Source organism: Nocardia sp. NPDC019395 (assembly GCF_040632335.1).
Classification (GTDB): Bacteria; Actinomycetota; Actinomycetes; order Mycobacteriales; family Mycobacteriaceae; genus Nocardia.
Genome location: NZ_JBEYBT010000005.1, coordinates 42,189 through 56,975 on the forward strand (window position 1 = coordinate 42,189; position 14,787 = coordinate 56,975).

The following is a 14,787-nucleotide window of genomic DNA, read 5'->3' on the forward strand; positions in this document are numbered from 1 at the left end:
TGCCGATGAGCACGGGGGCATATCCTCGTCGGAGGGCGTATCGGTACCAATCCGCCGATCCCCGGTGCCGGGCACGTCACAAACGTCGCAGCGCGAAGAACGAAATGAGGCGAACACCTGCTGTGAGCAGCTCAAAATCCCAGTTCGGTCAGAACCAGTGGCTGGTCGACGAGATGTATCAGAAGTTCAAACAGGATCCATCATCCGTCGACGCCAGCTGGCACGAGTTCCTCGCCGACTACACCCCCGAGACCTCCGGTGAATCCGGCAACACCCAGACCGCCGCGGCACCGGCGGCCCGCGCGAACACGGTGAATACCGCTCACGCTCCCGTGCCCGCCGAATCGGCCTCCGTGCAGACCCGGGCCGCCGCGCCTGCCGCCACGGCCAGCGCCGCCACCCCGGCGACCGCCCCCAAGCCGGCGACCCCGGCCACCACGGCCGCGAAGACCACCGCGACCGCGCAGCAGCAGCGCGCCCCGAAGACCACCCCGGCGCCGACCTCCAACGCCGCCCCCACCTCGGGTGCGCCCAAACCGCCGGCGGCCGATGAGAACAAGGTGCTGCGCGGCGCGGCCGCCGCGGTCGCCAAGAATATGTCGGCGTCGCTGAACATCCCGACCGCCACCAGCGTGCGCGCGATCCCCGCCAAGTTGATGATCGACAACCGCCTGGTCATCAACAACCATCTCGCCCGCACCCGCGGCGGCAAGATCTCCTTCACCCATCTGCTCGGCTACGCGATCGTGCAGGCCGTGAAGGCCTTCCCGAATATGAACCGGCATTTCGCCGAGATCGACGGGAAGCCCAACGCGGTGACGCCCGCCCACACCAACCTGGGTCTGGCCATCGACCTACCCGGTAAGGACGGCAGCCGCTCTCTCGTGGTCGCCGCCATCAAGGGCTGCGAGGAGATGACCTTCGGCCAGTTCCACACCGCCTACGAGGACATCGTCCGCCGCGCCCGCGACGGCAAGCTCACCGCCGAGGATTTCAGCGGTGTCACCATCTCGCTCACCAACCCGGGCACGATCGGCACGGTGCATTCCGTACCGCGGCTGATGCAGGGTCAGGGCGCGATCGTCGGCGCCGGTGCCATGGAGTACCCGGCCGAATTCCAGGGCATGAGCGATGAGCGGATCGCCGAGATCGGCGTCGGCAAACTCATGACGCTGACCTCCACCTACGATCACCGCATCATCCAGGGCGCGGAATCCGGTGATTTCCTGCGCACCATCCACAAACTGCTGATCGCGGACGAGTTCTACGACGAGATCTTCCACGGTCTCGGCGTGCCGTACGAGCCGATCCGGTGGCGTAAGGACATCCAGGAGCGCGGTGTCGACAAGAGCACCCGCGTGCTCGAGATGATCGCCGCCTACCGCAACCGCGGCCACCTGATGGCCGATACGGATCCGCTGCGCCTGGTCAAGGACAAGTTCCGCAGCCATCCGGACCTCGACGTCACCGAGCACGGTCTCACCCTGTGGGATCTGGACCGCGAGTTCAACGTGGGTGGTTTCCACGGCGAAGAGCGGATGAAGCTGCGCGATGTGCTCTCGGTGCTGCGCGATTCCTACTGCCGTCATGCGGGCGTGGAATACACCCACATCCTGGAGACCGACCAGCTGCAGTGGCTGCAGGACCGGGTCGAGCAGAAGCATGTGAAGCCGACGGTCGCCCAGCAGAAGTACATTCTGAACCGGCTCAACGCCGCCGAGGCGTTCGAAACCTTCCTGCAGACCAAGTACGTCGGCCAGAAACGGTTCTCGCTGGAAGGCGCCGAAACCGTGATCCCGATGATGGACGCGGTGATCGACCAGTGCGCCGAGTACTCGCTCGACGAGGTCGTCATCGGTATGCCGCACCGCGGCCGGCTGAATGTGCTGGCCAATATCGTCGGCAAACCGTACTCGAAGATCTTCACCGAGTTCGAGGGCAATATGAACCCGGCCGCCACCCACGGTTCGGGCGATGTGAAATACCACCTCGGCGCGCGGGGTACCTATCTGCAGATGTTCGGCGACAACGAGATCGAGGTCTCGCTGACCGCCAACCCGTCGCATCTGGAAGCTGTCGACCCGGTCCTCGAGGGCCTGGTCCGCGCCAAGCAGGATCTGCTGGACAAGGGCGACGGCCCGGACGGCTTCTCGGTCGTCCCGCTGATGTTGCACGGTGACGCCGCGTTCGCCGGGCAGGGTGTGGTCGCCGAAACGCTGAACCTCGGGGGTCTGCGCGGTTACCGCGTGGGCGGCACCATCCATATCGTGGTGAACAACCAGATCGGTTTCACCACCGCCCCGGAGAACAGCCGCTCCACCGAGTACTCCACCGATATCGCCAAGTTCATCGGCGCCCCGGTCTTCCATGTCAACGGCGACGATCCGGAGGCCTGCGACTGGGTGGCCCGCCTGGCGGTCGATTTCCGGCAGAAGTTCCGCAAGGACGTGGTCATCGACCTGATCTGCTACCGCCGCCGCGGCCATAACGAGGGCGACGACCCGTCGATGACCCAGCCGTACATGTACGACGTCATCGACACCAAGCGCAGCGTCCGCAAGAGCTACACCGAGAGCCTGATCGGCCGCGGTGATATCTCGCTGAAAGAGGCCGAAGACGCACTGCGCGATTACCAGGGCCAGTTGGAGCGGGTCTTCAACGAGGTCCGTGAGCTGGAGAAGTACCCGCAGGGTCCGAGTGAATCGGTGGAGGACGATCAGCAGATCCCGTCCACCGTGCTCACCGCCGTCGACAAATCGGTGCTGCAGCGGATCGGTGACGCGTTCCTGAACGTGCCCGACGGTTTCAGCGTGCACCCGCGGGTGCAGCCGGTGCTGGAGAAGCGCCGCGAGATGGCCTACGAGGGCAAGGTCGACTGGGCATTCGCCGAGTTGCTGGCCTTCGGCACCCTGATCGACGAGGGTCGCGCGGTGCGGCTGACCGGTCAGGATTCCCGCCGCGGCACCTTCACGCAGCGGCATTCGGTGATCATCGACCGGAAGACCGCCGCCGAGTACACCCCGCTGCACAACCTCAACAGCGCCAATCCGGGCTGGTTCGCCGTGCACGATTCGGCGCTGAGCGAATTCGCCGCTGTCGGCTTCGAATACGGCTATTCGCTGGGCAACCCGGACGCGCTGGTGCTGTGGGAGGCGCAGTTCGGTGACTTCGTGAACGGTGCGCAGTCGATCATCGACGAGTTCATCTCCTCGGGTGAGGCCAAATGGGGTCAGCTCTCGGAGGTCGTGCTGCTGCTGCCGCACGGGCACGAAGGTCAGGGTCCGGACCACACCTCCGGCCGGATCGAACGCTTCCTGCAGTTGTGCGCGGAGGGTTCGATGACGGTCGCGGTGCCGTCCACCCCGGCGAACTACTTCCATCTGCTGCGCCGGCACGCGCTGGACGGTATCCGCCGCCCGCTGATCGTCTTCACCCCGAAGTCGATGCTGCGCAACAAGGCCGTGGTCAGCGATCTGAAGGATTTCACCGAGTCCAAGTTCCGCTCGGTGTTCGACGAGCCCACCTACGAGCAGGGCATCGGCGACCGCGGCGCGGTCAAGCGCATCCTGCTGACCAGCGGCAAGCTGTACTACGAGCTGGCCGCCGCGAAGGCCAAGCGCAAGCGTGACGATGTCGCCATCGTCCGGGTCGAGCAGCTCTACCCGATGCCGAAGTTCCGGTTGAACGAGGCGCTGGAGCGGTACTCGAACGCCACCGAGATCGCCTGGGTCCAGGAGGAACCGGCGAACCAGGGTGCCTGGCCGTTCTACGGCCTGAACCTGCCGGAGCTGCTACCCCAGCGGCTCGGTCGCCTGCGCCGGATCTCCCGCCGCGCCATGTCGGCCCCGTCCTCGGGTTCGAGCAAGGTGCACGCGGTGGAGCAGGCCGAGATCATCGACGAGGCCTTCCTGCCGACCTCCTGATCAACGACTCGCCCGACGCCGGGCGCGACCCCTCCCGAGGTGTTCGCGGCCCGGCGTCGTGGTTTCTCCGGCGGGTTTCCATGAGCTGCTGCGATAGACCTCGCCGAGATCTGATCGATCGGCTCGCTCCACCGGGCCCATCCATCGAAGTGGATATTACGAATCACCTGTATTATGAATACGAGCATCTCGCAATATCCAAGGAGTCCGATGGCAACCACGGTGAACATCCCGGACGAGGTCTTGAATGAAGCGCTCCGGCTGACCGGCCTTCCGACCAAGAAGGCGGTGATCAATCTGGCGATGTCCGAACTCGTCCAGGGTTACCGGCAACGCGAAGCACTGAGCAGACTGTCTCGGATGGACCACAATCCTTTCCTCACTGCAGACGAACTTGCCGACGAACGGCGTAACGCGGAGTGACATCGCCGTTCGCCCGGCCCCTGTATCTGATCGACCACTCGCTGATGTCGCACTATCGAACCAGCAGTTCCGCAAAGCTCGCAATCGATCGGCTGGCAGTCGAGGGCGTCCTGTGCTCGTCGATGGTGACCATGGACGAGGCTCGCTTCAGCGCTCGGAACAGGCAGGATCTGATATTCATCACCGAGTTGTACGGCGCGGTCTTCCACTGGCTGGAAACCGATGGCGGAGTCGAGGAAGAGGTGGGCCGGATCCGGACCGCACTGTGGAAGATCGGTGCTGGACGTGGCGCGCAGACCACCGATATCCAGATTGCGGCAACGGCTTTGCGGCACGACGCCGTTGTCGTCCACAACGACCGCGACTTCTGCACGATTCACCGCGCGGTACCCGCACTGAACCAATTACGACTGAAACCCTGACTCCGCCGCCGGGGACAGCTGCCGGATGACCTGGCACGGGTTGCCGTCAACAGCTGGGCCGCCTGCGCCGGATCTCCCGGCGCGCCATGTCGGCCCCGTCCTCGGGTTCGAGCAAGGTGCACGCTGTGGAGCAGGCCGAGATCATCGACGAGGCCTTCCTGCCGACCAGCTGAGCGACGACTCGCTTCGACGCCGGGCACGACCCTCACCCGAGGTGATTCGTGCCCGGCGTCGCACGTTTCCGCAGCACGCCGCACGGCAGATCGGAAGTGTTCGGCTTGTACACTGAGCCGAGCGGAATCGGACCCGCCCGTGATGTACGGGAGGAGCAGTGTCATGACTGTCGAGGCAGTGACCCCGGCGTGGATGCATCAGCAGATCACCGCCGCCGAGTACGAATCCTGGTCCGCAGAGCAGTGTGCGGGCATCGAGATCGTGGACGGGATGGTCGTTGTGAGCCCCAGCGCATCCAAACGGCACAACCGGTTGGCCCGTATTCTGGCGAATGCCCTGGATGCGGCGGGTGGGCCGGATTGGAACGCAGATACGGACTTCGATGTTCGACTCCAGGATGTTCCGCTCACCAATCGCCGCCCGGACGTCGTGGTGTACCGCGCGGATACGATCGACGTAATTCCTACTCGTCCTGAGCATGTGCTGTTGGTCGTGGAGGTGGTCTCACCCGGGTCCGAGACCACGGATCGAATCGTGAAGGTGGACCAGTACGCAAAGGCGGGCATCGTCTTCTACTGGCGGGTCGAACAGACCGCAACCGGCGTGCCGCTGATCTACACCTACATCCTCGACCCTGCGACCAGAACGTATCGGACCGGAGAAATGCACACGGGTGTCGTCAAAGCGTCGGCCCCATTCGCCACCGAGATCGACCTGGCCGAGGGCTGACCGGCAGCCCATCGACGCCGGCCGGTCAGAACCGGAGGGCAGCCGCGAGGGCAGGGTTCACCGCCGTCGACAGCGCCAGCAGCGACTCCACCAGCAGGTCGATCAGTTCGTCCCGCGTAATACTTTCCTCGCTCAGCCAGGACAGCGTGGTTTCCTCGGTGAACGCGACCCAGCCCCGGATCGACAGCAGCAGGCGGGGATCTTCGCGCTCCTGATCGGACAGTGGCACCTCGGCGAGGATGATGTCGACGATCGCTCGCCGTGTTTGTGCCACCATGTTCGCCAGGTCGGGATCGGAACTGGTGGGGCCGCGCAGAAGCGCCACGTATGAGCTGCGGTTCTCGCTCACATAGTCGATATAGCGGCCCACCGAATCACGCAGCATATCGGCCAAGCCCAGGCTGGGGTCCGGGACCACCCGCACCAGCAGTTCCGCATTCGCCTGCTGCACGACTGCCAGCTGGAAATCCTGTTTGGTGGGGAAATAGTGGAACAGCAGCCCGCGGGAAATACCGGCCTGAGCTGCGATTTCACTGACCGATATGTCCTCGATCGCCCGTTCGCCGAGCATTTTGACTCCGAGGGTGATCAACTGCGTCCTCCGCTCGTCCGGACTCAGGCGGACGCGTTTGGCGGTTTCTCCCGGACTCGTGCTCACTCGATCCATCCTACTGAACGCTGCTCAATACTGTTGACTCCGACTCAATAGAGCTTTAGTCTGGGGTACATGAGTCGCAAGGTTACAGACAAAGCTGTCGCCGCTGCCCAGCCCCGCCACCTGCGGACGATCATCATCGGCAGCGGTTTCGCCGGCCTCGGCCTCGCCATCCGGCTGACCCAGCAGGGCCGGGACGATTTCCTGGTCCTGGAACGCGGCAGCGATGTCGGCGGCACCTGGCGGGACAACACCTACCCCGGTGCCGCGTGCGATGTGCCCTCGCACCTGTACTCCTATTCGTTCGCCCTGAACCCCGACTGGTCCCGCTCGTTCTCCCGTCAGGGCGAGATCCAGTCCTATATCCAGGGCGTCGCCGAGAAGTACAACGTGCGCGATAAACACCTCTTCGACTGCGATGTCACCAGCGCCCACTGGAACAACGACACCGCCCAGTGGGAGATCAGCACCAGCAAGGGCGATTTCACCGCCGATACCGTGGTTTCCGCGGTCGGCGCACTGTGCGAACCCAATCTGCCCGATATCAAGGGCATCAACAGCTTCGAGGGCGAGATCTTCCACTCCGCCCGCTGGAATCACGATTCCGACCTCGCCGGTAAGCGGGTCGCGGTGATCGGCACCGGCGCCTCGGCCATCCAGATCGTCCCCGCGATCGCCGGCAAGGTTTCCCACCTCGACGTCTACCAGCGCACCGCGCCGTGGCTGCTCCCCCGGCTCGACCGGCCGTACACGCTGCCGGAGCGGCTCGCGTTCAAACATATTCCGGGTGTGCAGCGGCTGTCCCGCGCCGCCATCTACGCCGCCCGCGAAACGCAGGTGGTGGGCCTGGCGAAATTCCCGCCGCTGATGCGGGGGTTCGAGGCGCTGTCCAAGGCCAAACTGCAGTTCGAGATCCGCGATCCCGAACTCCGTAAGAAGGTCACCCCGGACTACCGGATCGGCTGCAAGCGCATGCTGATCTCGAACGAGTACTACCCGGCGCTGGACCGCGACAATGTCGACGTGGTCACCGACGGTATCGCCGAGATCCGCGCGAACTCGATCGTCACGAAGGACGGCACCGAGCGCGAGGTCGACGCGATCGTGGTGGCCACCGGCTTCCACGTCACCGATTCCCCGGCATACCAGACCATTTTCGGCCGCGACGGCCGCAGCCTCTCGGAAATCTTCGACGAGATCGGTCAGCAGGGGTACAAGGGGGCGGCGATCGCCAACTATCCGAATATGTTCTTCCTGCTCGGCCCGAATGTCGGGCTCGGCCACACCTCGATGGTGTACATGATCGAATCGCAGATCAACTACATCGCCGACGCGCTGGCCACCTTCGAACGCAGGAACCTGCGTACTGTCGAGGTGCGTCGCGAGGCCCAGGACGATTTCAACGCCGGCCTGCAGCGCAAACTCGCCAAGAGCGTGTGGAGCACCGGCGGCTGCGCCAGCTGGTACCTCGACAAGCACGGCAACAACACCACGCTGTGGCCGGATTTCACCTTCGAATTCCGACGCATCACAAGGAAATTCGATATGGCCGCCTACGATACGACGACCGCCGCCGACGCACCCGCTCGTCCCGATCTGAAAGTAGTGACTGCCCCATGAGCAACGAGGCTTACTTCCGTAACAAGGTCTGTGTCATCACCGGCGCGGGTTCCGGTATCGGCCGGGCACTGGCCGTTAACCTCGCGCGCCGCGGAGCGAAGCTGGCCCTCTCCGATATCGACACCGAGGGACTTGCCGAAACCGTACGCCGGTGCGAGCAACTGGGCGCCGAGGTGAAATCGGATCGGCTGAACGTGGCCGAGCGCGAGGCCGTGCTGCTGTACGCGGACGCGGTGAAACAGCATTTCGGCGTCGTACACCAGATCTACAACAATGCCGGTATCGCGCACCACGGCGATATCGTGAAAACCGATTTCAAAGACATCGAACGCATCATGGATGTCGATTTCTGGGGTGTGGTGAACGGGACCAAAGCCTTCCTGCCCTACATCCTGGAATCCGGTGACGGGCACGTCGTGAACGTCTCCAGCCTCTTCGGGCTCATCGCCGTCCCCGGCCAGGCCGCGTACAACTCGGCGAAATTCGCGGTCCGCGGATTCACCGAAGCTCTGCGCCAGGAAATGCTGGTGGACAAGGCGCCGGTCCAGGTCACGTGCGTGCATCCCGGCGGAATCAAGACCGCGGTCGCCCGCAACGCCACCTACAGCGACGATATCGACGGTGCCGACGCCACCTCGAAGTTCGACAAATACCTCGCCATCCACAGCCCCGAGATGGCGGCCCAGACCATTGTCGACGGCGTGCGCAAGGGCCGCGGCCGGGTCCTGATCGGCTGGGAAGCCAAACTGCTGGATCTGTTCGTCCGCACCGCCGCGTCCGGTTACCAGCGCATCGCGGTGGCCGTCGAACGCCGTTACCTGCCCTGATCGCGAGAAAGACCGATATGCGAGATATCGCGCTGCCACTGCCCGTGGTGCGGGCAGTCATGGGTCCGCTGTACCGGGTGACATTCCACGCCGGGTTGCCGTTCCGAGTTCAGCGAGCACTGATCGATGCCGCCTCGGTACTGCAGCCGGTGCCCGCGGGTGTCCGGGTGGAGAAGTTACGACTGGGCGGACGCCCGGCCGAGCGACTCGCCCCGCGCACACCCGCCGCGACCGAACCCGCCGCCGTGCTCTACCTGCACGGCGGCGGTTACGCCGTCGGTTCGCTGGCCACCCACCGGTCACTCAACGGCCGGCTCGCCGCCGAAACCGGACTGCCGGTCTATGCCATCGATTACCGGCTGGCACCCGAACACCCCTATCCCGCGGCGCTCGACGATGCCGAGGCCGCCTACCTGGAACTGGTCAACGGATACGGCTACGCCCCCGATCGGATCGCGGTCGCCGGGGATTCGGCCGGCGGCGGGTTGTCGCTTGCCCTGGCCCAGCGGCTGATCGCCCGGCACGGTTATACGCCCGCCGCACTGGGCCTGATCGCGCCCTGGGTGGATCCGAACGAAGAGTCCCAGCGTCCCCGCGACCTGGTGGTCAACGGTCCCTGGTCGCGCGCCTGCGCGGCGGCCTATCTGGGCTCGGGCGACTGCAACGACACCGGTTACGCCCCGCTGCACGGTGTCCTGGCCGGGCTGCCGCCGGTCTATGTGCAGGCCGATATCGACGAACTACTGCACCCGCAGTGTGTCGATCTCACGACCGCGCTGCGGGCGGCGGGTGTCACGGTGGAATTCACCGAGAGCCGCGGGCTCTGGCATGTCGCCCAGTTACAGGCCGCGCTGGTCGGTCCCGCGGCAGCCGTGCTGACCGAAATGGCCGGTTTCCTACGGCAAGCCATGGAGCAGCAACCAGCGAGCGACCTAGGATGAATACCTGATCGGAACTCGTCAGCCCCGGCCACACCGTGTAGTCCTGCGCATTCACGGGTGGCTCGCCAACGGACCTCGCCGGTGGCGTAAATTACCGACCAGTTAGCAAACAGGGAAAGGCAATGATGCGCGAGTTCGAAGCCCCGGCTTCCTACACCATCCCCGAGGACGCGAACAATTCCGATGCCGTGTTCCGGCACGCGAAGGAATCCCCCGCCGCGGTGATGTTCAACGTCCCCGACGGCCGGGGCGGCTGGCGCGATGTTCGGGCGACCGAGTTCGCGAAAGCGGTCACCGATGTGGCCAAAGGTCTGATCGCCACCGGTATCGAACTGGGCGACCGCGTCGCCATCATGGCCGCCACCCGCTACGAATGGGCCCTGCTCGACTACGCCATCTGGGCCGCCGGCGGCTGCACCGTCGCCATCTACGACAGCTCCTCCGCCGAACAGGCCCGCTGGATCCTGCAGGATTCGGCGACCACGCTGCTCGTCGTCGAAAACGACAAACACCGCGGCGTCGTCGCCGAAATCGATCCGGCCGAACTGCCGGAACTGCGCGAAACCCTGCAGATCGACTCCGGCGCCATCGATACGCTGATCGAACGCGGCGCCGAACTCGACGACCAGGCTGTTCACGACCGCCGCGCCCGGGTCGACGCCGCATCCCCGGCCACCCTGATCTATACCTCCGGCACCACGGGCCGTCCCAAGGGGGTCATGCTGACCCACGCCAACCTCTGGGCCGAATCCCGGTCCGACCGGATCGCGCTGGCCTCCTTCCTCTCCCCGGGTAAGAAGACGCTGATGTTCCTGCCGCTGGCGCATGTTTTCGCCCGCGCTGTGGGACTGGCGGCCTTCGACGCCAAGGTGACCGTCGCGCACACCTCCGACTGGAGCACGCTGGTACAGCAGTTCGCCGAACACCGGCCGGACTTCGTGCTGTCGGTACCGCGCGTCTTCGAGAAGGTCTACAACGCGGCCAAGCAGAAGGCGCACGACGACGGCAAGGGCAAAATCTTCGACGCCGCGGCGGCCACCGCGATCGAATACAGCGAAGCCCTGGAAAAGGGCAAACCCGGCCTGCTGCTACAGGCCCGGCGCGCGCTGTTCGACAAACTCGTCTACGGCAAACTGCGGGCCGCCCTGGGGGGCAACTGCCAGGCCGCGGTCTCCGGCGGCGGTCCCCTGGGCGCCCGGCTGGGGCACTTCTTCCGCGGTATCGGTGTCACCATCTATGAGGGCTACGGACTCACCGAGACCACGGCCGCGATCTCGGTCAACACGCCGGAACATATCCGGGTCGGGACGGTCGGCCGGCCGATCGAAGGACACGCGGCCAAAATCGCCGAGGACGGCGAACTGCTCCTGCGCGGTTCGGTGGTGTTCGGCGGCTACTGGGGTAACTCGGACGCGACCGCGGACGCGTTCGAGGACGGCTGGTTCAAAACGGGCGACCTGGGCGCGATCGACGCGGACGGTTTCATCTCCATCACGGGCCGCAAGAAGGAAATCCTGGTCACGGCCGGTGGTAAAAATGTCTCCCCGGCGGTGCTGGAGGATTCGCTGCGGGCGCACCCGCTGATCAGCCAGGTGATGGTGGTGGGCGACGGCAAACCGTTCATCGGCGCGCTGATCACGCTGGACCCGGAGGCGCTGCCGGGCTGGAAGGAACGCAACAATGTCGCGGCGGATGTCGATATCGCGGAACTGGTCAAGAACCCGACGCTGATCACGGAGGTGGAGGAGGCGGTCGCCGAGACCAACAAGAAGGTCTCCAAGGCTGAGCAGATCAAGAAGATCAATATCCTCACGGTGGACTGGACGCAGGAAACGGGTGAGCTCACGCCGAAGATGTCGTTGAAGCGGGCTGTGGTGATGAAGCAGTACGCGGGGGAAGTGGACAAGATCTACAGCTGATCTCCCCGGGCTCGGCGGGCCCCGGTAGGCGAAAGCCTGCCGGGGCCCGCTGCGTTTCGACGGTGTGTTTCGGTGTGCTGAACCGCCGAGGTGGCAAGCGGGGCCGTTCGTGGAGGTTCTGTGTTTTTGGCGCCGCCTGCGGCGTCGCGGGGTTCGGGGCCCCCTTGGTCTCGTTCTTCACTCCCGGCGCTCAGTCGCTGCGCTCCTTCGCTCTGGTCGCTCCAGAACGAGACGGGCCCCGAACCACCGAGGTCGACCGTCCGCATGCGGGGAAACGGGGTTCGGTTGTATGCGGACAGACCGGTGCCGTGCATACAGAGCGATGGAAACCGCCGTCTAGAGGCTGACCGGATCTGCTTTGGGGGCTTCGGTGGGGCCGGCGGGGCGGGGGGCGGGGTTGCGGATGAACAGGACCGAGGCGGCGGCGCCGATCAGGAGTAGGGCGGCAGGTAAGAAGGTGGCTTCGCTCAGGGCGGTGCTGAAGATCTGCCGGATGGGTTCGGGGACCTGTTCGCTTCCCATGCCTTCGCCCGCGGGGGCATCACCCATGCCGCCCGCGGTCATCCGGGCGGCTACCAGGGCGCTGATGGCGGCACTGCCGAGTACCGAACCGACCTGGCGGGTCGTGTTGTAGACGCCGGCGCCGGCGCCGGCCTGGTGGATCGGCAGGTTGTGGGTGGCCGTGGTGGCGAGCGGTGCCCAGATGAACGAGTTGGACAGGCCCGCGACCGCACCGGCGATCACCATCCAGGTGATATTCGCGTGGGGGTTCCGCATCACCAGGGCGAACCAGGCTACGGATATCGCGAACAGCAGGAACCCGGTGGTCGGGATGAGGCGGGGATGAAAACGCCCGGACAATTTGCCGACCACCGGCGCGGTGAAACCCGTGACGATCGCCATGGGCGCCAGGACCAGGGCGGAACGGGTGGGGGTCATACCGTGCACGGCCTGCAGATAGAAGTAGATCGGCACCATGAGGGCGGTGACCGACGCACCCATACTGGCGATCGCCAGGTTCGACAGCGAGAAATTGCGGTCGCGGAAGAGCCCGAGCGGAAGTAACGGTTCCCCTTTGCCGCGGGCCTGGGTCACCACGAATACGGCCAGCACCGCGAGACCCGCGGCGATCATCACCCAGATCTTCGCCGACCAGTCCTCGGCATTGCCCTCCTGGATCCCGAACACCAGCAGGAACATGCCCGCCGCGCTCAGTACGACACCCAGCAGATCGAATTTGTGCTCATGCGTGGGCAGCGCGGGCACCAGCCAGACCGCGAGCACGAAGGCGACGATACCGACCGGCACGTTGACGATGAAGATCCACTCCCAGCCGAGACCGTCGACCAGCAACCCGCCCAGAATAGGGCCGACCAGCGTCGCCAGGCCGGCGACAGAGCCCCACAGGCCCATCGCGGCGCCGCGGCCGTCCGGCGGGAAGGTCCGGGTGATCACCGCCATGGTCTGCGGGGTCATCAGCGCGGCACCCAGACCCTGCACCGCTCGCGCGGCGATCAGCGTCTCGATATCGCCGGACAGCCCGCACCACAGGGAAGCGAGGGTGAACACCGTCAGGCCGAGCAGATAGACGTTCTTTGGCCCGAACCGGTCACCCAGCCGCCCGGTGATCAGCAGCGGTACCGCATAGGTGAGCAGATAGGCGCTGGTCACCCAGATGACCTGGGAGATATCGGCGTGCAGCTCGGTCATGATCGCCGGATTGGCGACTGCCACGATGGTCACATCGAGCAGGATCATGAAGAACCCGACGACCAGAGCCCCCAAGGCCAGCCACGGATTACGTTGAGTGGGCATTGATTCCATTCCTGTCCCAGCGGCGCCGTATGCGCCGGCTCGTGGATCCGTCGCGGTGCGCCGCGCGATCGCACCACCCCATCCGCCACCGGCCGACCCACAGCAGGGCGCGCGGCAGCGGCAAACGGTTCATGCCGTGGTCACTCCGGACTCCTGGTACGACGTCGCGAGCCGCGCCAACATTCCGGGCATATCGGACCGATCGTAACGCCTACTACAGACCGTGCGCGTCCAGCCAAGTCCGCGCCAGCTCTCCCGGATCGGCACCCTCGTCCCGGACTCGCCGCACCAGGGTCACCAACTCATCGGTGGTGAGTTCACCGGCGACATAGTTCAGCTTCTCCAGTTGCTGCTCGCCGAGCACCCCTTTGCGGACCAGAGCGAGCGGGTTCTCGGTGCGTATCTCCGCCCCGGAGTCGGCCAGAACGGTCAGCCCGTCGGTGCCACCGGGAAGGAATTCGGCGGGGCCGCCCAGCACAGCCGCCTGGATCCGGCCGTCCAGCAGAGCCCGGCGCAGTTCGCCGGGGTCGGCGAACTGCTGAGTCGCCGTGAACTCGCAATCCGGGATCCGCCCCGCGACCGCGGGCAGCTCGAACAGTCCCGGAACCGCCGCGGTCCCCGCGACAAGTCCCGCACAATGGCCGCCGAGATCTTCGACCGATTCGATTCCGCGCTGTTCGGCGCCGGCGGTGGTGAGCAGCACCCGGGGTTCGAAATCGGCCCCGTCGGCCGGGTCGGAGGTGGCCGTGTCCTGAGGCAGCGACCCGTTCAGTTCCTCGGTCACCGAATCCACCGTCGCGGCGTCGGCACCGGTATTCAACTCCGCGAGCAGCGCCCCGTTGTGATCGGCCGCCACCGCGACGGTCCCCTCACCCAGCGCCGCGAGAACATCCCCCCGGCCCCCGAGCCCTGTCTCGACCCGTACCGCGGTCCCGGTCCGCGCCAGCGCCTGCGCATAGATCTCCGCCAGCACCCGCGACTGCGCCGACTCCTGTGCCCCCACCACCACAGGCTCGGTGTCGTCTCCACCGCAGGAGACGGTCAGCACCGCCAGTACCGGCACCAGCACCCGACCCACGGCACGCACGGTCCCAGCCAGCACCATCGCGCGAAAACACCCCACTTCCGTAACCAGCCCGCAGCACCCGGTCCCGGGCACCGACAATCATCCAGAATCTACCGTCGCGGCCGACGCGACCCCGCCTCGACCGGGGAGCTGGTCCCGTCAACGAGATAGGCCCGGATCCGCGGGCGTCGGACGGATCGGTGCGGATACACGAGTGTCGAAACATGTACTGGCCCGGCCCCATAATCCGCCTTGGTGGTTCGGGGCCCGTCT

11 protein-coding genes are annotated in these 14,787 nt (G+C 65.6%); 8 read left to right on the top strand and 3 right to left on the bottom strand.

All coding sequences use genetic code 11. The features are described 5' to 3' along the window. Positions 1-104: 104 nt before the first annotated feature. The 4 genes from ABZ827_RS15730 (at position 105) to ABZ827_RS15745 (ending at position 5,671) form a co-directional block, all read left to right on the top strand. On the top strand, positions 105-3,923 hold the full coding sequence (locus ABZ827_RS15730; protein WP_357237475.1) for a multifunctional oxoglutarate decarboxylase/oxoglutarate dehydrogenase thiamine pyrophosphate-binding subunit/dihydrolipoyllysine-residue succinyltransferase subunit: 3,819 nt from the start codon (positions 105-107) through the stop codon (positions 3,921-3,923). Between the two features lie 210 nt (positions 3,924-4,133). Beyond that, positions 4,134-4,346, top strand: a complete 213-nt coding sequence (locus ABZ827_RS15735) for a type II toxin-antitoxin system VapB family antitoxin (protein WP_357237476.1) — start codon at positions 4,134-4,136, stop codon at positions 4,344-4,346. Next, on the top strand, positions 4,343-4,768 hold the full coding sequence (locus ABZ827_RS15740; RefSeq protein ID WP_357237477.1) for a PIN domain-containing protein: 426 nt from the start codon (positions 4,343-4,345) through the stop codon (positions 4,766-4,768). The genes ABZ827_RS15735 and ABZ827_RS15740 overlap by 4 nt, the downstream gene beginning before the upstream one ends. A gap of 336 nt (positions 4,769-5,104) precedes the next feature. Further along, positions 5,105-5,671, top strand: a complete 567-nt coding sequence (locus ABZ827_RS15745; protein ID WP_357237478.1) for a Uma2 family endonuclease — start codon at positions 5,105-5,107, stop codon at positions 5,669-5,671. A 25-nt stretch (positions 5,672-5,696) separates the two neighbouring features. On the opposite strand, the gene ABZ827_RS15750 is transcribed toward ABZ827_RS15745, so the two are convergent. Continuing rightward, positions 5,697-6,329 carry a TetR/AcrR family transcriptional regulator gene (locus ABZ827_RS15750; protein ID WP_357237479.1) on the bottom strand — a complete coding sequence of 211 codons (633 nt, stop codon included), beginning with the start codon at positions 6,327-6,329 and terminating at the stop codon, positions 5,697-5,699. A 69-nt stretch (positions 6,330-6,398) separates the two neighbouring features. Here ABZ827_RS15750 and ABZ827_RS15755 point away from each other — a divergent pair, with 69 nt between their 5' ends. From ABZ827_RS15755 to ABZ827_RS15770, 4 genes are all read left to right on the top strand, one after another. Further along, positions 6,399-7,946: an NAD(P)/FAD-dependent oxidoreductase gene (locus ABZ827_RS15755; protein WP_357237480.1), complete on the top strand. Its 1,548-nt coding sequence runs from the start codon at positions 6,399-6,401 to the stop codon at positions 7,944-7,946. Continuing rightward, on the top strand, positions 7,943-8,773 hold the full coding sequence (locus ABZ827_RS15760; RefSeq protein ID WP_357237481.1) for an SDR family NAD(P)-dependent oxidoreductase: 831 nt from the start codon (positions 7,943-7,945) through the stop codon (positions 8,771-8,773). The genes ABZ827_RS15755 and ABZ827_RS15760 overlap by 4 nt, the downstream gene beginning before the upstream one ends. 17 nt (positions 8,774-8,790) lie before the next feature. After that, complete coding sequence (locus tag ABZ827_RS15765; protein ID WP_357237482.1) at positions 8,791-9,714, top strand: alpha/beta hydrolase; 924 nt, start codon at positions 8,791-8,793, stop codon at positions 9,712-9,714. A 125-nt stretch (positions 9,715-9,839) separates the two neighbouring features. Then, positions 9,840-11,633, top strand: coding sequence for a long-chain fatty acid--CoA ligase (locus ABZ827_RS15770; protein WP_357237717.1), 1,794 nt, complete (start codon positions 9,840-9,842; stop codon positions 11,631-11,633). Between the two features lie 336 nt (positions 11,634-11,969). Here the strand turns inward: ABZ827_RS15770 and ABZ827_RS15775 are convergent, their stop codons facing one another. Next, complete coding sequence (locus ABZ827_RS15775; RefSeq protein ID WP_357237483.1) at positions 11,970-13,448, bottom strand: DHA2 family efflux MFS transporter permease subunit; 1,479 nt, start codon at positions 13,446-13,448, stop codon at positions 11,970-11,972. A 214-nt stretch (positions 13,449-13,662) separates the two neighbouring features. After that, positions 13,663-14,535 carry a glycine betaine ABC transporter substrate-binding protein gene (locus tag ABZ827_RS15780; RefSeq protein WP_357237484.1) on the bottom strand — a complete coding sequence of 291 codons (873 nt, stop codon included), beginning with the start codon at positions 14,533-14,535 and terminating at the stop codon, positions 13,663-13,665. Positions 14,536-14,787: the final 252 nt, after the last annotated feature.